This is a genomic window from Benzoatithermus flavus (assembly GCF_037908215.1).
GTDB lineage: Bacteria > Pseudomonadota > Alphaproteobacteria > Geminicoccales > Geminicoccaceae > Benzoatithermus > Benzoatithermus flavus.
On sequence record NZ_JBBLZC010000004.1, the window covers coordinates 217,035 to 238,305 of the forward strand.

Consider the following 21,271-nt stretch of genomic DNA (forward strand, 5'->3'; position numbering starts at 1 on the left):
CCCGTTCCGGCCTTCCCGAACGAAAGGCGCCCGCCGGAGCGGGGCTCGCGGCGGGCGCTGCGGCGGCTCGGACCGCCGGGACGTCAGTTCACGTAGTACTTCTGGTACTTGCCGTAGTACTGGCCGACGTCGCCGTAGCCGTAATGGGCGTGCTTGCGCACATCCACCTGGGTCAGGACCACGCCCGCGACGCTGGCCTTGGCCTCGCGCATGTGGGCGAGCGCGTTCACCACCGTATCCTTGCTGGTCTTCTCCCACTGCACGGCGAACAGGACCTTGTCGACCAGCCGGGCGACGACCTTGCTGTCGGTAACACCCAGGAGCGGTGCCGAGTCGAGCACGATGAAGTCGAACCGCTCCCTGAGCTCGGCCAGGAGCTGTTTCATCTTCTGGCTGCCGAGGAGATCGGTCGGGTTCGCCGTCTGGCGCTTGATGGGCAGATACCAGATGCCGCTCGCTTCGTCCCGGACCAGCACCTCGTCCAGCGTCTTCTCGCCGGCCATGTACTCGATGAGGCCCGCGGTCGGCTGGGTGCCGAGGTCGCGGTGCACGCTCGGGTGCCGGAGGTCGACGTCCATGAGCAGCACCTTCTGCCCCGAGTTGGCGGCGAAGCAGGCGAGACTCAGCGAGAGCGTCGACTTGCCTTCCTGCGGCAGCGAGGAGGTCACGAGCACCATCTTCGGCGGATGGTCGACATCCGAGAGCTGGAGCGAGGTGTAGATGGCGCGGAGCGATTCGGCGTAGGCCGAAAGCGGCTTGGCGATCAGATAGTTGTGCGGCTTCTGGTTGCGCTTGAGCCGCTCGAGCCGCGGCACGAGGCCCAAGGTGGGCAGGCCGATGAGCTGCTCGACCTGCTTGGCGCCGCGCAGGCCATTGTCGAGCCGCTCGAGCAGGAGGGCGAGGAGCGTGCCGAGCATGGCGGAGGCGGTGAAACCCACGGCACCGAACAATACGGGACCCGGCGTGCTCGGCTTGTCGGGCGGGGTCGCGACCGAGATCACCTTCGAATCGGCCTCGACGATGTCCTGCTGCTCCTTGGTCTCCTTGAACCGCTCGAGGAACGATTCGTAGAGCTGCCGGCTCGCCTGCGCCTGCCGCTCGAGCTCGCGCAAGCGCACACTGGCCTCGTTGTCGGCCGTGGTCTGCTTCTTGAGATCGTTGATCTCGCCCTCGATGGTGGCGACACCCGAGGCCAGCACCTTCACCTCGTTCTCGAGGCTTTTTGCGATCCGGTCGACCTCGCGCGCGATCTTGCTCTGCAGGTTCTGCTTCTCGGTCAGCAGCGTCTGCATCCGCGGGTGCTTCTCGCCGTAGAGGGTCTTGAGCTCGGACTCCTCCTTGGTCAGCGCCGCCTCCTGCTGGCGCAGGTTGATGATCACCTGCGAGTCGATGACGTCGCCCACCGTGTCGAGCTCCTCGCCGCCCCGCGCGCGCAGATCGCGCACGAGCTTGAGCTTCGCCTGCTTCTCGGCGAGTTCGGCCCGGGCACTGATCAGCGCCTTGCTGAGATCGGAGAGGTCCTTCTCCTTCAACGAGACGCCATCGGCGCTGACGAGCTGGTTCTTCTTGCGGAACTCCTGAACGGCGGCCTCGGCCTTCTGCACCTCGTCGCGCAGGCTCTGGAGCCGCTCGCCGAGGAAGCCGCTCGCCTTGGACGTCGCCGCGCGCTTGGTGTCGATCTGGTCCTGGACGTAGGTCTGGGCCACGGTGTTGACGATCTTCGCGGCCTTCTCGGGATCCTTCGAGGTGAAGGAGAGTCCGATCACGTAGGAGCGGCCCTCCTGCGTGACCTTCAGGTTGTCGTCGAACTTGTCGATCGCCGCCTCGCGCTCGAGCGCCGGCTTGGCTTCGGCGGTGGCATCGAGCGGCTCGTCGGCGAGCCCGGTCGCGATCAGCCACTCCTTGGGCAGGAGCCCGAGGACCGTCGCGAACGGCCCGTCCACGTTGAGCGCCAGGTCGCCGGCCTTGCGGTCCAGAGCCCGATTGAACTCGGGATCCTGGTAGAGGTCCAGCTTCTGCATGATCCGGTCGGCCAGATCGCGCGACTTCAGCACCTTGATCTGGGTCTCGACCGTCGAGGCGTCGGTGCCGAGGCCCTGCAGCACCTGCTCGACATTGACCACCTTGGTCTGGCGCGGGTCGATCATGACCAGCGCTTTCGCCGTGTATTTCGGCGTGAGCTGGAAGCCGATGAGCACGGCCAGGGTCGTCAGCACCAGGATCGTCGAGAGGATCACCCAGCGGCGACGCCGCAGGATGGCGAGCAGATCCTTGATGTCGATACCCGCATCCTGCGGTAGGTAATATTCTGGTGCAGGCTGGTAGGTTTGGGCAGGCGAGGTGGTCATGTCCGTCCAGCTATGGCGGTGTTGCCGTTGGCAGGAGCGCTGCCGGCAGCATGCAATCGACTGGCTATATATACCATCGCATTAGGTACGGAAATCTCTAACCCGAACGCCTTGGGCGTGACATACTCTCGCGCAGGCTGACTAGCGTTGCGACATTCTGGCACTAACGGGTGATTTGAGACGGAGTGACGCACTACCGACAGCCGGCTTGCTTCGGTTCCTGCTTCTGGATAGGACCTCGCCTTCATCTTCCTGCTGCAGCCATCTTCCTGCTGCAGCGCACATCCTCTCCGGCCGCCTGCGGCGCTTGCGACCGCACGTCCCCTGGAGCGGGTGCCGTGCGCGTGGCATCGTCCCGGCCAAAGGACCCGTGGCAAGCGCAGGATGGATCAGGTGGACAGTGACGAAGGCTTGAGCTTGACAGCGGACTTTCCCGCCGCCGACCGCGCCCAATGGCGCGCGCTGGTCGACAAGGTGCTGAAAGGCGCCGATTTCGAGCGCCGGCTCGTGCGCACGACCTACGACGGCATTCCGGTCCGGCCGCTCTACGACATCGACGAGACCGCTCCTTTACGGGCCGCAGCGGGCCTGCCCGGCAGCGCTCCCTTCCTTCGCGGCGCCACCGCCGCCGGCACGGTCGCCGGCGGCTGGGACGTGCGCCAGCGCCACGCTCATCCCGACCCTGCCATCGCCAACGCCGAGATCCTGGAGGATCTCGAGCGCGGCGTGACCTCGATCCAGCTTCGTTTCGATCGTGCGCTCGCGGCCGGCGGCACCACACCGGACGGGATCGTCGCCTACGATCTCGCAGCGCTCGAACGCACGCTCGAAGGCGTCTATCTCGACCTCGCCCCGGTCGGCCTCGATGCCGGTGCGCGCTTTGCGGAAGCCGCCGAGCTGCTGCTCGCCCTGGTCGAGCGCCGCGGGCTTGATCCGGCTGCGGTCCGCGCCGACCTCGACGCCGATCCGCTGGGCGCTCTGGCGCAGGGCGAGGCCCTCGACCCGGCGGCGGCGCACGACCGGGCGCTGGTGCTCGCCCGCACCGTGGCGGCCCGCTGGCCGCAGGTCGGCGCCTTCCTCGCCGATGGCCGTCCCTACCACGCGGGCGGCGCCACCGAGGCGCAGGAACTCGCCTGCGCCGTCGCGAGCGGCATCTTCTACCTGCGAGCGCTGGTCGAAGCCGGTATCCCGGCCGCCGAAGCCGCCCGCCAGATCGGCATGGCACTCGCCGTGGACGCCGATTTCTTCCTCGGCGTGGCGAAGCTCCGAGCGCTCCGCCGTCTCTGGGCCCGCGTGCTCGAAGTGGCAGGGACACCCGAGGCCATGCGCCGGCTTCGTCTTCGTGCCGAGACCGCGACGCGGATGTTCAGCCGTCGTGATCCTTACGTGAACATGCTGCGCAGCACGGTCGCCACCTTCGCTGCGGCGGCCGGCGGGGCCACCAGCATCACCGTCCTGCCGTTCGACCATGCGCTGGGCTTCCTGCCCGACGCCTTCGCCCGCCGGATCGCCCGCAACACCCAGCTCGTGCTGCGCGAGGAGAGCAATCTCGGCCGGGTGATCGATCCTGCCGGTGGCGCCTCGTACGTCGAGGCGCTCACCGACCAGCTCGCCAAGAAGGCCTGGGCTCTCGTCCAGGAGATCGAGCGCCGGGGCGGCATGCTGGCGGCGCTGCGGGCCGGCTGGCTGCAAGCCCTCGTCGCCGAGAGCTGGGCCGAGCGGCTGCGGCAGCTCGCGACCCGCCGCGAGCCCGTGACCGGCGTGTCCGAGTTCCCGGATCTTTACGAGGAGCCGCGGCGCGGGGCGCCTTTGCCCGATCTTTCGGCGCTCGTCGCCGACGTTCGGGCACGGCTCGGAAACCCGACCCCGACACCCTCTTCCGGCATCGCCGCCATCCCGGCCCATCGTTTGGCCGAGCCGTTCGAAGCCTTGCGCGACCGGAGCGATGCCATCCTCGCCCGCACCGGTGCGCGCCCGCGCGTGTTCTTGTGCAATCTCGGCCGGCTGGCCGAGTTCACGGCGCGCGCCACGTTCGCGAAGAACCTGTTCGAGGCCGGCGGGCTCGAGACCGTGGCGAGCGAGCCCATCGCCTCGCTCGAGGAGATCGGCCACGCCTTCAAGGCCAGCGGCGCCAGGCTCGCCGCGATCTGCTCGAGCGACGAAAACTACGCCGCCATGGCGGAAGGCGCTGCCCGCGCGCTCGAGCACGCCCATGCCGCACGCATCTACCTGATGGGCCGCCCGGAGGAGGAGCGCCGCGCGGCTTACGAGGCGGCGGGCATCGACGAGTTCGTGTACGTGGGCTCGAACGTGCTCGAGATGCTCGAGCGCGCCTATGAGACCCTGGCTGGTGAGGCAGCAGCATGACCCGGATCCCGAGCTTCGCCGACGTCGCCCTGGGCAGCGCGACGCCCACGGCCGATCCTGCCGCCTGGGCCGAGGCCTTCGCCGCCGAGACCGGCCACACGCCCGAGGAGATGAGTTGGACCACCCCGGAAGCCATTCCGGTGAAGCCGCTCTATACCGGTGCCGATACGGACGGCCTCGACTTCTTGCGCACCTATCCCGGCCTGCCGCCATTCTTACGCGGCCCTTACCCCACCATGTACACGACCCAGCCCTGGACGATCCGGCAATATGCCGGCTTCTCCACGGCCGAGGACAGCAACGCCTTCTACCGCCGCAACCTCGCCGCCGGGCAAAAGGGCCTCTCGGTGGCCTTCGACCTCGCGACGCACCGGGGCTACGACAGTGACCACCCGCGGGTCGCGGGCGACGTCGGTATGGCGGGGGTCGCGATCGATTCCATCCTCGACATGAGGACGCTGTTCGCGGGCATCCCGCTTGATCAGATGAGCGTGTCGATGACCATGAACGGCGCGGTGCTGCCGATCATGGCGCTCTACATCGTCGCCGCCGAAGAGCAGGGCGTCTCGGCGGCGAAGCTCAGCGGCACCATCCAGAACGACATCCTGAAGGAGTTCATGGTCCGCAACACCTACATCTTCCCGCCGGCGCCATCGATGCGGATCATCTCGGACATCTTCGCCTACACGGCGAAGAACATGCCGAAGTTCAACTCGATCAGCATCTCCGGCTACCACATGCAGGAGGCGGGGGCGACCGCCGACCTCGAGCTCGCCTACACGCTCGCCGATGGTGTCGAGTATATCCGCTGCGGCCGGATGGCCGGCCTCGACATCGATGCCTTCGCGCCACGGCTGTCGTTCTTCTGGGCGATCGGCATGAACTTCTTCATGGAGGTGGCGAAGCTCCGCGCCGCCCGCCTCTTGTGGGCGAAGCTCGTGAAGCCGTTCGAGCCCAAGGACACCAAGTCCTTGGCACTTCGCACCCACTGCCAGACCTCGGGCTGGTCCTTGACGGCACAGGACGTGTTCAACAACGTCATCCGCACCTGCATCGAGGCGCTCGCCGCCACCCACGGCCACACCCAATCGCTCCACACCAACGCGCTCGACGAGGCGCTGGCCCTTCCCACCGACTTCTCGGCCCGGATCGCGCGCAACACCCAGCTCCAGATCCAGCAGGAGACCGGGATCACGCGCACGATCGACCCCTGGGGCGGCAGCTACTACGTCGAACGCCTGACCTACGACCTGGCGCGGCGGGCCTGGGGCCACATCCAGGAGGTCGAGGCCTCGGGCGGCATGGCCAAGGCGATCGAGCAGGGCATCCCGAAGCTCCGGATCGAGGAGGCCGCCGCGCGCACCCAGGCCCGGATCGACAGCGGCAAGCAGACCGTGGTCGGCGTCAACAAGTACAAGCTCGAGGAGAACGAGGACATCCCGGTCCTGAAGGTGGACAACTCGGCCGTCCGCGCCCGTCAGATCGCGAAGCTCGCCCAGCTCCGGAGTCAGCGCGACCAGGCGGCGGTCCGTGCGGCGCTCGACGCGCTCACCCGCTGTGCCGAGACCGGCGAGGGCAACCTGCTCGACCTCGCCGTGCAGGCGGCGCGCGCCAAGGCGACCGTGGGCGAGATCACGGACGCGCTCGAGAAAGTCTGGGGCCGGCACGTCGCCGAGATCCGCTCGATCGCCGGGGTCTATGCCAAGGAGGTGGGGGAGCCCGTGAGCGTGAAACGCGCGCGCGCGCTGGTCGAGGCCTTCGCTGCCGCCGAGGGCCGGCGGCCGCGCATCCTGATCGCCAAGATGGGCCAGGACGGCCACGACCGCGGTCAGAAAGTGATCGCGACGGCCTTCGCCGATCTCGGCTTCGACGTCGACATCGGCCCCCTCTTCCAGACCCCGGCCGAAGCGGCGCAGCAGGCGGTCGACAACGACGTCCATATCGTCGGCGTCTCCTCGCTCGCTGCCGGTCATCTGACGCTCGTGCCCGAGCTCAGGAAGGAGCTGGAGGCCCGCGGCCGCGACGACATCCTGATCGTGGTGGGCGGCGTCGTCCCGCCACAGGACCACGAGGCGCTCTATGCCGCCGGCGCCAGAGCGATCTTCCCGCCCGGCACGGTCATCGCCGAGGCGGCGGCCGACCTTCTGGAGAAGCTCTCGCACGAGCTCGGCTACGAGCTGAAGGCGGCGGAGTAGCGGCCTGGGTCAGGCCAGGATCGCATCGGGCTCCACCCGCTGGAGCCCGGCGATCACGTCGAAGGCGCGATCGTAGCTGCAGATGGCGTCGAGGTCATGCAGGCGCACGACGGCAGCGCGTACGCCATCTCGCGCCATCAGGTTGTGGTAGCAGTCCATCAAGTCGTGCGCCTCGTCCATGATCTCGGCCGTGACCGGAAGGACCATGGGGAAGAGCCGGCGTGTCAGGCCATAGACCTTACTGGCGGTTTCCCAGCGGCCAATGGTCCGGTAGCGATGTAGCAGCTCCTGAAGCATCTCGGCGTCGATAATGGCTTCGACCGCCCCAGCACCGATCCGCTCGAGGAGATCGGCGCTAGGCTTTTCATGCGGATGCTCGGCGCCGATTACATCAGGATATTGGCATCGAGAAGGATCACGGCAGCGGCTCATCGGGCCGCGGCACACTTTCCTCCTTCATGGTGGGAACATCAGCTACTGGCAGGCGAAAGGCTGCCAAGGCCCGTGCCGCCTCCAGCCGACCCTCGTCGTCGACCAGGCCATACTGTCGCTCGCACGCCGTTCGGACAAGCTCACCGATGCTCGTCCGGCGCTGGGCGGCAAGCTGGCTCAGGAAGAAGCCCGCGGGCCTCGCATCGAGCAGCCGACCGTTCTCGCCGTCCGCGAGCTCCGCTCGATCTCGGCGCGGGAGGCGAGTCGGGTCGGGTCGAGCCCTGCCGTGACGAAGCCCGAGGGCGGCACGGCAACCGGCTCGGTCGAGACCGGCAGGCCTGCCTCCTGCCACGCCTTCATCCCGCCGTTCAGGATCGAAAGCTGCGGAACGCCGAGGCTCTTCAACATCCAGTAGACGCGCGCCGCCCCGCCGAAGTCGGTGGCATCGGTCCCGGCGTGAGCGATCACGACCGGCGTCGACCGGTTGATCCCTAGACCGCACACGAGATCGACGAGCTTCTCCACAGGCGGCAGCTCGCCGGGATTGTCGGCCGGCCCGCGCTAGCGTGGGTAAGGAGCCGGAACCGCACCTGGAATGTGCCCCGTCTCGTAAGCGGTCCTGCCGTCCGCCGCGGGTTTCGCGTTGCGGATGTCCACGACCCGCACCTGTCCGGCCCGGACCAGCGGCTCGAGCTCGGCGGGCGTCAACGGCTTGCCGATCTCCGCTCGGGCGGCGTCGATCCCGGCCAGCAGAAGGGCCGCGACCGCCAGCATCCTATCCTGATGAGTGATCTCATGCCTCCTCCGCCCGTCCTCACCTCGGAGCAAGACGTAGAAGGAAGCGGACCAAATTCAACACCAAAATAGCATGCCTTAAGATGATATACTAAAAAAATTCGTATTTTATTCGAACTCGGGCCTCCCTCCTCGCAGAGCCTTGATCGTCGAGCGCCGTGCCTTGGCAGCGAGGCGACGTCTCTGCGCGCCCGGCGTCGGCTTGGTCGGTTTCCTGGGAGGCGCCGGAGGCGCCGCAGCCTCGCGGATCAGGGCCAGCAGCCGTGCCAGTGCATCCTCGCGGTTGCGCTCCTGGGTACGGAAGCGCTGTGCCGTGATGACGAGCACCCCCTCTTGGGTGAGTCGCCGGCCGGCGAGGCGTATCAGCCGCTCGCGCACCGATTCCGGCAGCGACGGCGAGCCACGTACGTCGAACCGGAGCTGCACGGCCGACGCCACCTTGTTGACGTTCTGGCCGCCCGGCCCCGAGGCGCGCACGAAGCTTTCCTCGATCTCGCGCTCGTCGATGGCGATGCTGGAAGTCACCTGGATCATGCCGGCCAAGCTACCCGCCCCCTCCCCGCGCCCCAAGCCCGTTTCGCGAGGTTCGGGCCAGCCGAAATAACAAAAATTATATGTTTTTTAAGAAATTACTCTGCGCCATCTTGTATAAATTTCGCTTTGCTGTATCTTTTGCGTAGGTTCGCATGGTGGCCCGATGGCCGTCGTGCATTGCATACCGGGGAAGCAGCCGTTGCTCGTCACCAAGCCCGATGCATCGAGCCAGACCTGGACCGGCCCCTTGTCGCCGGAGCAGGCTGCCCAGCTTGAAGCGCTCGTCGGCACCCTCACCGCCGAACAGGCGCTGTGGGTGAGCGGCTACCTCGCCGGATACAATGCGAGAGCGAGGGTCGCCGCCCCGGCTACGGCCGTCGTCCCGACCGCCCAGCCGGTCACGATCCTTTATGCGTCCGAGACCGGCAACGCCGCCTCGCTCGCGAAGAAGCTGAACGAGCGTGCCAAGGCCAAGGGGCTCGCGACGAAGCTTCTCGACATCGCCGACTACCGGGTCAAGGATCTCAAGGGCGAGCGCTTCCTCGTCGTCGTCACCAGCACCCAGGGCGAAGGCGAGCCGCCGACCTCGGCTGCCGACTTCTACGAGTTCCTGCACGGCCGGAAGGCGCCGCGCCTCGAAGGGCTGAAGTTCGCCGTCTTGGGCTTGGGCGATTCGACCTACGAGCATTTCTGCCAGACCGGCAAGGACATCGACACCCGGCTCGAGGCTTTGGGCGCTGTGCGCATGGTCGAGCGGGTCGATTGCGACGTCGACTACGAGGCGCCGGCCACGGGCTGGATCGACCGGCTGCTCGACCAGCTCGTGCGCGAGCTGCCGCCGGCCGAGGCCAAGATCGTGGCCTTCCCGCACGTCGCCGCGCCCGCCGTGGCGGCGGAGCCGCTCTACGACCGCACGAACCCGTTCCAGGCGACCGTGCTCGAGAATCTGCGCCTGACCGGACGCGGCTCGAGCAAGGAGATCCGCCACGTCGAGATCTCGCTCGAGGGTTCGGGCCTCACCTACGAGCCCGGCGATTCGCTCGGCATCCTACCGCAGAACGACCCCGAGCTCGTGGGCGAGCTGATCGCCAGCCTGGGCCTGGAAGGGCGGCCCGACCTGCAGGAGGCGCTCGGCCGCGACTACGAGATCACGACGCTGACGGGTCGCTTCCTCGCCGGCTGGGCCGAGCTCAGCGGTGCGAAGGCGCTCAAGGAGCTCGTTGCCGATCCGGCTGCCCAGAAGGCCTGGCTGCACGGCCGCGAGATCATCGACGTCGTGAGCGCCTTCCCGGTTCCGGGCATCGACGCAGCCACCTTCACGGGGCTCCTGCGCAAGCTGCCGCCGCGGCTCTACTCGCTGGCCTCCAGCCAGGCCGCCAACCCCGACGAGGCGCACATCGTCGTCTCGACCGTGCGCTACGACAGCCACGGCCGCAGCCGCAAGGGTGTCGCCTCCACCATGCTGGCCGATCGCGTGCGGCCCGACGACACGCTTCCGGTCTACATCAACGCGAATCGCCATTTCCGCCTGCCGACCGACCCGGACGCGCCGATCGTCATGATCGGCGCCGGCACCGGTGTCGCGCCCTACCGTGCCTTCATGCAGGAGCGCGAGGAGCGCGGGGCCAAGGGCCGCTCCTGGCTGTTCTTCGGCGAGCGCAACTTCCGCACCGACTTCCTCTACCAGGTCGAGTGGCAGCGCTGGCTCAAGGACGGAGTGCTGTCCCGTATCGACCTTGCGTTCTCGCGCGATCAGGCCGAGAAGGTCTACGTGCAGCACCGGCTCCTGGAGCGGGCGGCCGAGCTCTGGGCCTGGCTCGAGGAGGGTGCCCACCTCTATCTCTGCGGCGACGCCGAGCAGCTAGCACCCGATGTCCATGCGGCGCTCCTGCGGATCGTGGCGGAGCAGTCCGGCCGTGGGCCCGAGCAGGCCGCCGAGTACCTGAAGACCCTGCAGCGCGAGGGTCGCTACCAGCGTGACGTGTACTGAGGATCTCCCGATGACCATGGACCGCAGCCGCGACGTGTCCCAGCCCGTGGAGCGGCTGAGCGGCAACGAGCGCCTCAAGGCCGCGAGCCGGCGCCTGCGCGGCGACATCGTCGAGGGCCTGGCCGATCCGGTCACGGGCGGGATCTCGCCCGAGGCACAGCAGCTCCTCAAGTTTCACGGCAGCTACCAACAGGACGACCGCGATCTGCGCGACGAGCGCCGCCGCCAGAAGCTCGAGCCGGCCTACGAGTTCATGGTGCGCGTGCGTCTGCCGGGTGGCGTGTGCCGGCCGGACCAGTGGCTGAAGCTGGACGAGCTGGCCCGCACGTACGCGAACGGCACGCTCCGGCTCACCACCCGCCAGACCTTCCAGTTCCACGGCATCCTGAAGCGCGACATGCGCAAGACGATCCAGGGCATGAACCAGGTGCTCCTGGATTCGATCGCGGCCTGCGGCGACGTCAATCGTGGGGTGATGTGCTCGATCAATCCGCACCTCTCGGCGCTGCATCAGCAGGTCTACGAGCTCGCCAAAGCCACGAGCGAGCATCTTTTGCCCAGAACACGCGCCTATCACGAGATCTGGCTCGAGCAGGAGCCCGTGGCCGGCAGCGGCGAGGAGGAGGAGCCGATCTACGGCCCCACCTATCTTCCGCGCAAGTTCAAGATCGGCTTCGTCATTCCCCCCGAGAACGACGTCGACGTCTACACGCAGGATCTGGGCTTCATCGCGATCGTCGAGAACGGAAAGCTCGAAGGCTTTAACGTCACGGTGGGTGGTGGCATGGGCCGGGCCGACAACGAGCCGGGGACCTACCCGCGCCTCGCCGATGTCGCCGGCTTCATCCGCCCCGACCAGGTGGTCCGGGTCGCCGAGGAGGTGGTCAAGATCCAGCGCGACTACGGCGACCGGGTCGACCGCAAGCACGCCCGCTTCAAATACACGATCGACGATCGCGGCCTCGACTGGTTCAAGGACGAGATCGCGAGCCGGCTCGGCTGGCGGCTCGAGGAGCCGCGCCCGTTCGTCTTCACGACCAACGGCGACCGCTACGGCTGGGCGCAGGGCGACGACGGCTGCTGGCACTATACCCTGTTCGTCGAGAACGGCCGGGTGAAGGACACGGCTGACCTCCAGCTCATGACGGCCTTGCGCACGATTGCCGCCGTCCACGAGGGCGAGTTCCGCCTGACACCGAACCAGAACCTGATCATCAGCCGGATCAAGGACACGGCGCGCGCCCGGATCCAATCCCTGATCGAAGCCTACGGACTCGATTCGACGGTTCGGCGCAGCGTGCTGCGGCGCAACTCGATGGCCTGCGTGGCGCTGCCGACCTGTGCGCTCGCCATGGCCGAGAGCGAGCGCTACCTGCCGCAGCTCGTCACCAAGCTGGAAAAGGTGATGGCCGAGCACGGCCTCGCCGAGGAGCCGATCATCGTCCGGATGACCGGCTGCCCCAACGGCTGCGCACGTCCTTACGTTGCCGAGATCGCTTTCACGGGCCGGGCACCCGGCAAGTACAACGTCTATCTCGGCGGCGGCTTCCACGGTCAGCGGCTCAACCGGATGCTGCTCGAGAACGTGGGCGAGCCCGTGATCCTCGAGACGCTCACACCGATCATCGCCCGTTATGCCAAGGAGCGCGTGCCGGGCGAGCGCTTCGGCGACTTCGTGATCCGGGCAGGGATCATCCGCGAGGTCAAGGAAGGCCGGGACTTCAATGGCTGAGCGAACGGCCGGGGCGGCTCTCACCCTCAGGGCAGGTCTGCCATGACGAGCGCGTAGGCGATCGGTGGCTGAGCCTGTGCTAGCTTCTTCGCGTGCCCAGCGAGGGAGGCCGTGATGAACCGTGATGCCCCGCGCCACGAGCGGATCACGATCGATCCCGGCGAGATCCACGGCAAGCCGGTGATCCGTGGCACGCGGATCACCGTGGAGCAGATCCTGCGCGAGCTCGGCGCCGGCCGGAGCGTCGAGGAGATCATGGCCGAGCACCCGCGGCTCACGCACGAGGACATCCGCGCCGCTCAAACCTTCGCTGCCGACTGGCTCGCCGAGGCGGTCTGCGACCGTCGCTGAGCGTGTGCCCTCGGCGGCTTCGTCGGGCCTGCCCGTTCATTGTCGCTCGACATCGCCCTACCTCGATGCCGCGAACGACGCCTACCAGAGCGACTCAAAATCTGATTTACCCCTCAACCGTATGTTGATACCTATAGAGCGTTGCCGATTGGAAGCCGGTCTGGGAAGCCATAAGCGCACCGAAAGGGCCTGACGCACATGAGCACGCCCCAAAGTCAATACTATGAGAATCCTGTCCAGGCGAACGACTATCCAAGTCGATCCGATTTTCTGCTGCATCAGATCCATTGGCGCGAAGGTGCGCCGGTCCATGATCCTCCGCTCGCTTTCTATGCCACCGTGTTCATCGGCTTTCTCGTGCTCATGTTCATCGGATCGATGGCGATCTCCGGTATGGCAGGCTTCCTGTTCTGACCGGAGCAGAACTGTCGGGGCGCTGCGCTAGACCGAGCAGATGATCCCGTTGCGGCAGCGGGAATCCTCGGGGATTCACCTGCGCATCCGCGCTGGAAGCTGGTATCGGTCAGCCGCAAGGTCCTGATCAGCCCGATCTCGAAGATCCTGGGCTCGCGGACGTCCTCGGGCGAGCCAGAGTCGAAATGCCCGACATTGCTGGCGCAAGGGCGACAAGCGGCGCAAACGGGACTACATATGAATGCTGCAGCATACGGCAAGGAGCCGTGAACGCTGCCGGGATCAGCGCCCTATCGGCGCCGGCGGGAAAGGCCGCGCCACGAGGCACCGCAGAGGGAGTTCACGACATGTCCATCCGCTTGGGCGACAACGCCCCCGACTTCGAGGCCGACACCACCGAGGGCCGCATCCGCTTCCACGAGTGGATCGGCGACAGCTGGTGCGTGTTGTTCTCGCACCCCAAGGATTTCACGCCCGTGTGCACCACCGAACTCGGCTACATGGCCAAGATCAAGCCCGAGTTCGACAAGCGCGGCGTCAAGATCATCGGCATCAGCGTCGACCCGGTCGAGGATCACAAGCGCTGGGCCAAGGACATCGAGGAGACCCAGGGCGTTGCCCCGAACTACCCGATGATCGGCGACCCCGAGCTCAAGATCGCGAAGCTCTACGACATGCTGCCGGCCGGTGCGGGCGACAGTGCCGCCGGCCGCACGCCCGCCGACAACGCCACCGTGCGCAACGTGTTCGTCATCGGCCCGGACAAGAAGGTGAAGCTGGTCCTGGTCTACCCGATGACCACCGGCCGCAACTTCGACGAGGTGCTGCGGGTGATCGATTCGATGCAGCTCACGCAGAAGTTCTCGGTGTCGACGCCGGCCAACTGGAACAGGGGCGAGGACGTGATCGTGCTGCCCTCGATCCCGACCGAGGAGGCGAAGACCAAGTTCACCAAGGGCGTCAAGGAGCTGAAGCCCTACCTGCGCCTCACCCCCGACCCTAGCATCTGATCCGTTCTGCCCGCCCCTCTGCTCCTGCCGGCCGGCGGGACGGGGGCGGGACCATCCGATCGCGGAAGGCAGGGCATGCGCACCGTGAGGCTGCCCGACGGCGAGGAGGTCCCGGTCCTCGGCCAGGGCACCTGGTTCATGGGCGAGAGTCCGGCGGAGCGCGCGGCCGAGGTGCGAGCGCTCTGCCACGGGCTCGACCTCGGTATGACGCTGATCGACACGGCGGAGATGTACGGTGAGGGCGGAGCCGAGGAGGTCGTGGGCGAGGCGATCCGCGGCCGGCGCGAGGAGGTCTTCCTCGTGAGCAAGGTCTATCCGCACAACGCCTCGCGCACAGGCGCCATCGCCGCCTGCGAGCGCAGCCTGAAGCGGCTCGGGACCGACCGGATCGACCTCTACCTCCTGCACTGGCGCGGCCGCCATCCTCTCGCCGAAACGGTGGCGGCCTTCGAGCGGCTGAAGCGTGACGGCAAGATCCGTCACTGGGGGATGAGCAATCTGGACGCGGACGAGCTCGAGGAGCTCTGGGCCGTGCCGGACGGATCGAGCTGCGCCGCCGATCAGGTGCTCTACAACCTCGCCCGCCGCGGCATCGAGTGGGATCTTCTCCCCTGGTGCCGGGAGCGCGGCGTACCGGTCATGGCCTACAGCCCGATCGAGCAGGCCCGTCTCCCGACCGATGGCATCCTCGCCGAGATCGGCCGGTGTCACGGGCGCAGCGCCTTCCAGGTGGCGCTCGCCTGGGTGCTGAGCCGGCCCGGTGTCATCGCCATTCCGAAGGCGAGCCGCATCGAGCACGTCACCGCCAACCGCGCGGCGCTCGACCTCGTGCTCCGGCCCGAGGATCTGGCGGCGCTCGATCGCGCTTTCCCGCCGCCCACCCGCAAGCAGCCGCTCGCGATGCTCTGAACGGCTCAGGCCGGCCGAGCGGTCCCGCTGTCCGGCTCGCGCAGCTTCTCGGGCTGGCCGAAGCGGCGCTTCTGCCCGAGGCCGGGCAGACGATGGAAAGCCTCGAGCGCCGGATCGCTCGTCACGCACCAGAACCGCAACCGGTCATCCAGAAGCTGAACGGCGGTGAGCACACCCGTGCGGTAGCAGCCGCTGTCGATCGCGATCCGGTGCGGCCGGACCTCGGGACCGCGAATGGTATGGCCGTGGACGACCACGAACGGGTGCGGCCAGTCGTGCGCGCCGAGGAAGGGCTGGCGCAGCCAGAGCAGCTCCTCGAGCTCGTGCTCGTTCAAGGACTTGTCCGGATGCACACCGGCATGGACGAAGACGTAGTCGCCGACCTGCCAGTGCGGCTCCAGGCCACCCAGAAGCGCCATGATCTCCGGCCCTGCGATACCCCGCGCCTTGGCCGCGAGCGTGGCCGGCTCGGATGTCAGCATCGTGCCTTCGTCGATGCCGAGCTCGGCGAGCGTGGTGTCGCCGCCGTTGCCGCACCAGAATTCCAGGAGGTCGTACGAAGGCCGCTCGGCGGTGAGGAACTCGATCAGGTACTGATCGTGGTTGCCGCGCAGGGCATGGACCGGGATGCCGAGCTCGCCGCCCAGCCGCGGAATCCGCCGCAGCACGGGCAGGCTCGCCGGGCCACGGTCGATATAGTCGCCGATGAGCACGAGCTGGCTGGCGACGCCGCGGACGTGCGCCACTGCGATCTCCGGCTGCAGGAGTGCCAGCATGGCATCGAGGTGGCCGGCGAAGCCGTGCACGTCGCCGATGGCGAGCAGCATGGTCGCGGACGGCGTCGACCGGGGTGCGGTTTCCCAATCCGAGCGGAAGCCATAGAGCGCCATGGGCTCGGAGCCACTCCTCTGCTGCATCGAGCGTCGACACGTCTAGAATGCGTCCCGAGCCCCGTCAGTTCCTACCGGATGGATCCGAGCCCATGGCCGAGCCCTGGCTGACACCCGGCGCCATCGTCCGCAACCCCGCCCGGCCCGATTGGGGCCTGGGTCAGGTGCAGTCCGCGATCGGCACGCGCGTCACCGTCAACTTCGAGCACGTCGGCAAGCAGACCCTCGATATGCGCCACGTCCGCCTCGAGCTGGTGGCACCGCCCAAAGGGCTCTGAGCGGAGCCTTATGCGTCGAGCTCGGCGTAGAAGCGCCGCAGAGCCGGTGCCGTGGCCCGGAAGAAGCCGGGGCCGGTGAAGAGGTCGTGATGCCGGCCGCCCGGCAGGGTGATGGCTCGTGCCCTGGAGCGATGCAGCCGCCGGCTCAGCGCATGGGTCTGGCCGGCGCCGACGAGCTCGTCCTCGGCGCTCTCGACGGTCAGGAGCGGGATCGAGCGCAAGCGCCCGAGCTCGCGCGCTCTTCCGGCGATCACGGGCGCATCGCCTTCCCATGCCGCCTCGCCCAGAATCCATTCCAGCATGTCGGTGAACAGCTCGCCCGGCACGTCGAGCAGGCTGTGGATGTCGGCGTGCTGCCGCGCGTAGATGCCGGCGATGCCGGCCGACAGCTCGCGGAACAGGCCCTGCTGCACCTCGGCATAGAGCTGCGGGCTCGCGAGGCTGTAGGCCAGGAGCTGCAATACGGCCGGGTAGACGCGGCGACCGGCGCCGGGATAGCCGGGACCCACCGTCGTCGTGAGCTGCCGGACCAGCGCCTCGCGTGGCCATGCCGACAGCATCTGCTGTAGCGGGGTGTGCGCAGCCTTGGGGTCGAGCTGGCAGCCCAGGAAGACGAGGCTCGCCGGCACCAGCTCGGGTTCCTCGGCCGCGAGCATGGCAGCGAGCGCCAGCACGACCGGACCCGATTGCGAGAGTGCCACGAGATGCGCCGGGCCGCCCAAGGCGACGGCGGCATACACGGCGACCGCGATCTGCTCGGCGAGGCCGAACGGTCCCTCGGCGAGGGGGGCGAGCCGGGCATCGACCCAGTCCGTGACGACCACCTCGCCCAAGGCCGCGAGCGTCGTGGCGAGCGGGCTCAGCACGGCCGTGGCGTAGCCCGAATGCGGAGCCAGCAGCAGGAAGCGATGGCGCTGCGCGCGGCCCGGCCGGTGCAGGTGGACCAGCCGCACGAAGGGCGTCGTCGCGATCGCCTCGCCCCGGACCGGGAAGGGCGCATCGCGGCGGATCACCTCCTCGAGCGGCCGCCGGCTCACCTCGCCCGCGGCGAGCGTGCGGGCCACGAGCTCCTGCGGTGGCCGGAACAGCGGCTCAAGCGGGGTGGCGCGGCTGGCGAGCCGCCCCGCCTCCAGCCAGGCCGCGAGCAGCGACCGCTGCCAGTCGAGCCAGGGATAGAGCAAGCCCGGCTCGCCCTCAGCCGGCGAGGCCGGCTTCGATCGCAGCCAGCGCCGCGGGCGCTCGCACGCCCTCGGGACCGCCGCCCTGCGCGAAGTCGGGCCGGCCGCCCCCGCCGGAGCCGCCGACCGCAGCGACGCCGCGCCGGACGAGCTCGACCGCATCGACCTTGCCGACGAGATCCTCGGTGACGCTGACGACGACCGCGGCCTTGCCGTCGTTGACGCTCACCAGCGCCACGACGCCCGAGCCCAGCTCCTTCTTGATCGCATCGGCCGTGCCGCGCAGCTCTTTGGCCGGCACGCCCTCGAGCGTGCGGCCGGCGAAGCGGATCCCGCCTATCTGCTTGAATCCGTCGCCCGCGGCAGCGGCGCCGCCCAGCGCGAGCTTCCGGCGCAGCTCGGCCGCCTCGCGCTCGAGCCGGCGCCGCTCCTCGACGAGCGCCTCGATGCGCGCCGGCAGGTCGGCGGGCCCGACCTTCAGGGTCTGGGCGAGGCTCGTGAGCAGCTCGTGCTCGCGGCGCACCTCCTCGAAGGCGAGCTCGCCCGTCACCGCCTCGATACGGCGGATGCCGGAGGCGACGGCGCTCTCGCTCGTGATGCGGAAGAGCGCGATGTCGCCCGTGCGCCGGACATGGGTGCCGCCGCAGAGCTCGACCGAGTAGGTCCGGCCGTCTTCGGTCTCGCCCATCGAGACCACGCGGACCTGGTCGCCGTATTTCTCGCCGAACAGCGCCATCGCACCGCTCTCGATCGCGGCCTCGCGATCCATGATCCGCACCTTGGTCTCGTCGTTCCGGCGCAGATAGTGGTTCACCTCGGCCTCGACGGCGCGGATCTCCTCCTGGGTCATCGGTCGCGGATGGCTGAAATCGAAGCGCAGCCGGTCGGGAGCCACGAGCGAGCCCTTCTGGGCCACGTGCTGACCGAGATGGCGGCGGAGCGCGGCGTGCAGGAGGTGGGTCGCGGAATGCGCTCGGCGGATCTTCGCCCGGCGCGCCTCGTCGACGACGAGCTCGACCACGTCGCCTACGGCGAGCGGCCCGCCTTCGAGCCGGCCGATATGGACGACGAGATCGCCCAGCTTCTTCTGCGTGTCGCTCACCGTCACGACCGCGCCGTTGCCGGCACGGATCGTGCCGGTATCGCCGATCTGGCCACCCGATTCGCCGTAGAACGGGGTCTGGTTGGTGACGACCATGACCTCGCTGCCGGGCTCGGCACGGTCCACCGGCTTGCCGCCCACGACGAGCGCCGTGACCTGCGCCTCGGCGCGCGTGGTGGCATAGCCCAGGAACTCGGTCGCCCCCTTCTCCTCGCGGATGTCGAACCAGATCGGCTCGATCGCGGCTTCGCCCGAACCCTTCCAGGCGGCGCGCGCGGCCTCGCGCTGGCGCTCCATGGCGGCGTTGAAGCCGGCGACGTCCACGGTACGCCCCTGCGCCCGGAGCGCGTCCTGCGTCAGGTCGAGCGGGAAGCCGTAGGTGTCGTAGAGGCGGAACGCGACCTCGCCCGGAAGCGGTGCCCTTGCGGGCAGAGAGGCGGTCTCCTCCTCGAGCAGCCTCAAGCCCCGCTCGAGCGTGCGGCGGAAGTTGGTCTCCTCGAGCTTCAGGACCTCGGTGATCAGGGCCTCGGCCCGGATCAGCTCGGGATAGGCGTGGCCCATCTGATCGAGCAGCACGGGCACCATCCGCCACATCAGCGGCTCCCTGGCACCCAGGAGGTGGGCGTGACGCATGCCGCGGCGCATGATCCGGCGCAGCACGTAGCCCCGGCCCTCGTTGGCCGGCATGACGCCGTCGGCGACGAGAAAGGCCGAGGCGCGCAGATGATCGGCGATCACCTTGTGCGAGGGGCGCTTGTCGCCAACCGCGTGCGTGCCCGTGAGCGCCACCGAGGCGCCGATCAGCGCCTCGAACACGTCGATGTCGTAGTTGTCGTGCTTGCCCTGGAGCACGGCGGCGATGCGCTCGAGGCCCATGCCGGTGTCGATCGAGGGCTTGGGCAGGGGGATCCGGGTCTCCTTGTCCACCTGCTCGTACTGCATGAAGACGAGGTTCCAGATCTCGATGAACCGGTCGCCGTCCTCGTCCGCGCTGCCCGGCGGGCCACCCGGGATCTCCGGCCCGTGATCGTAGAAGATCTCCGAGCACGGACCGCACGGGCCGGTGTCGCCCATGGCCCAGAAATTGTCGGAGGTGGCGATCCGGATGATCCGGCGCTCGTCCAGGCCCGCGATCTTCCGCCACAGATCGAACGCCTCGTCGTCCTCGGCGTAGACCGTGGCGAGCAACCGGTCCTTCGGCAGGCCGAACTCCTTCGTGATCAGGTTCCAGGCGAGCTCGATGGCGAGCGGCTTGAAATAGTCGCCGAAGCTGAAGTTGCCCAGCATCTCGAAGAAAGTGTGATGCCGGGCGGTATAGCCCACGTTGTCGAGATCGTTGTGCTTGCCGCCGGCCCGCACGCATTTCTGCGCGGTCACGGCCCGCTTGTAGGGCCGCTGCTCCACGCCCGTGAAGACGTTCTTGAACTGCACCATGCCCGCGTTGGTGAAGAGCAGCGTCGGGTCGTTGTGGGGCACGAGCGGCGAGGAGGGCACCACCTCGTGCCCGTGGTGCCGGAAATATTCCAGGAAGGTGGTGCGGATCTCGTTGGCGGTCGGCATCGGGCGGACTGGTGCTCGTCTGCTAGAGAAAGGGTGGGGCGTCGGCGCCGCTCAGTCGCCCGGCGTGAGGTCCTCGTCAAGCAGGTCGAGTCCCGCGGCCCCGCCACCGACACCGGCCTGCTCGCGGATGGCCTGCTCGATCTCGCCCGCGATCGCCGGGTTGTCCTTCAGGAACTGCTTCGCGTTCTCGCGGCCCTGGCCGATGCGCTGGCCCTTGTAGGAGAACCACGAGCCCGACTTCTCGACCACGTTGGCGCGCACGCCGAGGTCGATGAGCTCGCCCATCTTGGAGATGCCCTCGCCGTACATGATGTCGAAGTCGACGACGCGGAACGGCGGCGCCACCTTGTTCTTGACGACCTTCACGCGCGTCTGGTTGCCGACGGTCTCCTCGCGATCCTTGACCGAGCCGATGCGACGCACATCCAGGCGCACGGAGGCGTAGAACTTGAGCGCGTTGCCGCCGGTGGTGGTCTCGGGACTGCCGAACATCACGCCGATCTTGGAGCGGATCTGGTTCGTGAAGATCAGCATGCACTTCGAGCGGCTGATCGAGGCCGTGAGCTTCCTGAGCGCCTGGCTCATGAGCCGCGCCTGCAGGCCGACGTGGCTGTCGCCCATCTCGCCCTCGAGCTCGGCTTTCGGCACCAGGGCGGCCACCGAATCGACGACGATGACGTCGACCGCACCGCTCCGCACCAGCGTGTCGGCAATCTCGAGCGCCTGCTCGCCCGTGTCGGGCTGGCTGATCAGGAGCTCGTCGAGATTGACGCCGAGCTTTCTGGCATAGGACGGATCGAGCGCGTGTTCGGCGTCGATGAAGGCGCACGTGCCGCCGGTCTTCTGGCTCTCGGCGATGACGTGCAGCGTCAGCGTGGTCTTGCCCGAGCTCTCGGGCCCGTAGATCTCGATGATCCGCCCGCGCGGCAGACCGCCGACACCGAGAGCGATGTCGAGGCCGAGCGAGCCCGTCGAGATGGTCTCGATCTCCTGATGCAGCTCGGACTGGCCGAGACGCATCACCGAGCCCTTGCCGAACGCGCGCTCGATCTGCGTGATCGCCGCGTCCAGCGCCCGCTGCCGGTCGTCGCCGGCGCGCCGGCTGATCATGGTATCGGCCATGGCCATTCGATCCTCGAAGAACTCAGGGGAGGGTTATATCTGCTGCCCGGGGCAGCGGAAAGCT

At 68.1% G+C, this 21,271-nt stretch carries 18 protein-coding genes; 9 read left to right on the forward strand and 9 right to left on the reverse strand.

All coding sequences use genetic code 11. From position 1 onward, the window contains the following. Window positions 1–83 precede the first annotated feature (83 nt). Entirely contained in the window at window positions 84–2,348 is a 2,265-nt protein-coding gene (locus U1T56_RS06190) for a GumC family protein (protein WP_418158566.1), read from the reverse strand. A gap of 417 nt (window positions 2,349–2,765) precedes the next feature. Between U1T56_RS06190 and U1T56_RS06195 the strand changes: the two genes are divergently transcribed. Both U1T56_RS06195 and scpA read left to right on the forward strand, forming a co-directional pair. After that, window positions 2,766–4,715, forward strand: coding sequence for a methylmalonyl-CoA mutase family protein (locus U1T56_RS06195; RefSeq protein WP_418158567.1), 1,950 nt, complete (start codon window positions 2,766–2,768; stop codon window positions 4,713–4,715). Next, the gene (gene scpA / locus U1T56_RS06200; protein WP_418158568.1) at window positions 4,712–6,910 is read left to right on the forward strand and encodes a methylmalonyl-CoA mutase; all 2,199 of its coding nucleotides are present in this window, start codon (window positions 4,712–4,714) and stop codon (window positions 6,908–6,910) included. The genes U1T56_RS06195 and scpA overlap by 4 nt, the downstream gene beginning before the upstream one ends. 9 nt (window positions 6,911–6,919) lie before the next feature. Here scpA and U1T56_RS06205 read toward each other — a convergent pair whose 3' ends face one another. The 4 genes from U1T56_RS06205 to arfB form a co-directional block, all read right to left on the reverse strand. Beyond that, window positions 6,920–7,342: a type II toxin-antitoxin system VapC family toxin gene (locus U1T56_RS06205; RefSeq protein ID WP_418158569.1), complete on the reverse strand. Its 423-nt coding sequence runs from the start codon at window positions 7,340–7,342 to the stop codon at window positions 6,920–6,922. Between the two features lie 177 nt (window positions 7,343–7,519). Next, window positions 7,520–7,867, reverse strand: a complete 348-nt coding sequence (locus U1T56_RS06210) for a sulfurtransferase (protein ID WP_418158570.1) — start codon at window positions 7,865–7,867, stop codon at window positions 7,520–7,522. Between the two features lie 36 nt (window positions 7,868–7,903). Next, a complete protein-coding gene (locus U1T56_RS06215; protein ID WP_418158571.1) occupies window positions 7,904–8,116 on the reverse strand; it encodes a rhodanese-like domain-containing protein in 213 nt (70 codons plus the stop codon). 129 nt (window positions 8,117–8,245) lie between these two features. Beyond that, window positions 8,246–8,671 carry an alternative ribosome rescue aminoacyl-tRNA hydrolase ArfB gene (gene arfB, locus U1T56_RS06220; protein WP_418158604.1) on the reverse strand — a complete coding sequence of 142 codons (426 nt, stop codon included), beginning with the start codon at window positions 8,669–8,671 and terminating at the stop codon, window positions 8,246–8,248. 199 nt (window positions 8,672–8,870) lie between these two features. On the opposite strand from arfB, the gene U1T56_RS06225 reads away from it, so the two are divergent. From U1T56_RS06225 to U1T56_RS06250, 6 genes are all read left to right on the forward strand, one after another. Beyond that, window positions 8,871–10,661: an assimilatory sulfite reductase (NADPH) flavoprotein subunit gene (locus tag U1T56_RS06225; protein ID WP_418158572.1), complete on the forward strand. Its 1,791-nt coding sequence runs from the start codon at window positions 8,871–8,873 to the stop codon at window positions 10,659–10,661. Window positions 10,662–10,671: 10 nt separating this feature from the next. Next, window positions 10,672–12,393, forward strand: a complete 1,722-nt coding sequence (gene cysI / locus U1T56_RS06230) for an assimilatory sulfite reductase (NADPH) hemoprotein subunit (protein ID WP_418158573.1) — start codon at window positions 10,672–10,674, stop codon at window positions 12,391–12,393. Window positions 12,394–12,507: 114 nt separating this feature from the next. Continuing rightward, complete coding sequence (locus tag U1T56_RS06235; RefSeq protein ID WP_418158574.1) at window positions 12,508–12,744, forward strand: DUF433 domain-containing protein; 237 nt, start codon at window positions 12,508–12,510, stop codon at window positions 12,742–12,744. A gap of 198 nt (window positions 12,745–12,942) precedes the next feature. After that, on the forward strand, window positions 12,943–13,158 hold the full coding sequence (locus U1T56_RS06240) for a hypothetical protein (RefSeq protein ID WP_418158575.1): 216 nt from the start codon (window positions 12,943–12,945) through the stop codon (window positions 13,156–13,158). A gap of 347 nt (window positions 13,159–13,505) precedes the next feature. Then, complete coding sequence (locus U1T56_RS06245; RefSeq protein WP_418158576.1) at window positions 13,506–14,168, forward strand: peroxiredoxin; 663 nt, start codon at window positions 13,506–13,508, stop codon at window positions 14,166–14,168. Window positions 14,169–14,243: 75 nt separating this feature from the next. After that, a complete protein-coding gene (locus U1T56_RS06250; RefSeq protein ID WP_418158577.1) occupies window positions 14,244–15,077 on the forward strand; it encodes an aldo/keto reductase in 834 nt (277 codons plus the stop codon). Between the two features lie 5 nt (window positions 15,078–15,082). Here U1T56_RS06250 and U1T56_RS06255 read toward each other — a convergent pair whose 3' ends face one another. Beyond that, window positions 15,083–15,994, reverse strand: a complete 912-nt coding sequence (locus U1T56_RS06255) for a metallophosphoesterase (protein ID WP_418158578.1) — start codon at window positions 15,992–15,994, stop codon at window positions 15,083–15,085. A 65-nt stretch (window positions 15,995–16,059) separates the two neighbouring features. Between U1T56_RS06255 and U1T56_RS06260 the strand changes: the two genes are divergently transcribed. Next, window positions 16,060–16,245, forward strand: coding sequence for a DUF3553 domain-containing protein (locus U1T56_RS06260; protein WP_418158579.1), 186 nt, complete (start codon window positions 16,060–16,062; stop codon window positions 16,243–16,245). Between the two features lie 8 nt (window positions 16,246–16,253). Here the strand turns inward: U1T56_RS06260 and U1T56_RS06265 are convergent, their stop codons facing one another. Genes U1T56_RS06265 through recA form a run of 3 tightly spaced genes read right to left on the reverse strand, consistent with a single transcriptional unit; the run spans window position 16,254 to window position 21,207 of the window. Next, a complete protein-coding gene (locus U1T56_RS06265) occupies window positions 16,254–17,426 on the reverse strand; it encodes an alpha/beta hydrolase family protein (protein WP_418158580.1) in 1,173 nt (390 codons plus the stop codon). Window positions 17,427–17,439: 13 nt separating this feature from the next. Next, window positions 17,440–20,085: an alanine--tRNA ligase gene (alaS, locus tag U1T56_RS06270; RefSeq protein WP_418158581.1), complete on the reverse strand. Its 2,646-nt coding sequence runs from the start codon at window positions 20,083–20,085 to the stop codon at window positions 17,440–17,442. 51 nt (window positions 20,086–20,136) lie between these two features. Continuing rightward, on the reverse strand, window positions 20,137–21,207 hold the full coding sequence (gene recA, locus U1T56_RS06275; RefSeq protein ID WP_418158582.1) for a recombinase RecA: 1,071 nt from the start codon (window positions 21,205–21,207) through the stop codon (window positions 20,137–20,139). Window positions 21,208–21,271: the final 64 nt, after the last annotated feature.

Bases quoted from the DNA above. Each gene is read 5' to 3' on its own strand.
- U1T56_RS06240 (WP_418158575.1), top strand. From the start codon at position 12,943: ATGAGCACGCCCCAAAGTCAATACTATGAGAATCCTGTCCAGGCGAAC.
- U1T56_RS06250 (WP_418158577.1), top strand. From the start codon at position 14,244: ATGCGCACCGTGAGGCTGCCCGACGGCGAGGAGGTCCCGGTCCTCGGC.
- cysI (WP_418158573.1), top strand. From the start codon at position 10,672: ATGACCATGGACCGCAGCCGCGACGTGTCCCAGCCCGTGGAGCGGCTG.
- U1T56_RS06205 (WP_418158569.1), bottom strand. From the start codon at position 7,342: ATGAGCCGCTGCCGTGATCCTTCTCGATGCCAATATCCTGATGTAATC.
- U1T56_RS06235 (WP_418158574.1), top strand. From the start codon at position 12,508: ATGAACCGTGATGCCCCGCGCCACGAGCGGATCACGATCGATCCCGGC.
- recA (WP_418158582.1), bottom strand. From the start codon at position 21,207: ATGGCCGATACCATGATCAGCCGGCGCGCCGGCGACGACCGGCAGCGG.
- scpA (WP_418158568.1), top strand. From the start codon at position 4,712: ATGACCCGGATCCCGAGCTTCGCCGACGTCGCCCTGGGCAGCGCGACG.
- U1T56_RS06260 (WP_418158579.1), top strand. From the start codon at position 16,060: ATGGCCGAGCCCTGGCTGACACCCGGCGCCATCGTCCGCAACCCCGCC.
- U1T56_RS06190 (WP_418158566.1), bottom strand. From the start codon at position 2,348: ATGACCACCTCGCCTGCCCAAACCTACCAGCCTGCACCAGAATATTAC.
- U1T56_RS06245 (WP_418158576.1), top strand. From the start codon at position 13,506: ATGTCCATCCGCTTGGGCGACAACGCCCCCGACTTCGAGGCCGACACC.
- arfB (WP_418158604.1), bottom strand. From the start codon at position 8,671: ATGATCCAGGTGACTTCCAGCATCGCCATCGACGAGCGCGAGATCGAG.
- alaS (WP_418158581.1), bottom strand. From the start codon at position 20,085: ATGCCGACCGCCAACGAGATCCGCACCACCTTCCTGGAATATTTCCGG.
- U1T56_RS06255 (WP_418158578.1), bottom strand. From the start codon at position 15,994: ATGCAGCAGAGGAGTGGCTCCGAGCCCATGGCGCTCTATGGCTTCCGC.
- U1T56_RS06215 (WP_418158571.1), bottom strand. From the start codon at position 8,116: ATGCTGGCGGTCGCGGCCCTTCTGCTGGCCGGGATCGACGCCGCCCGA.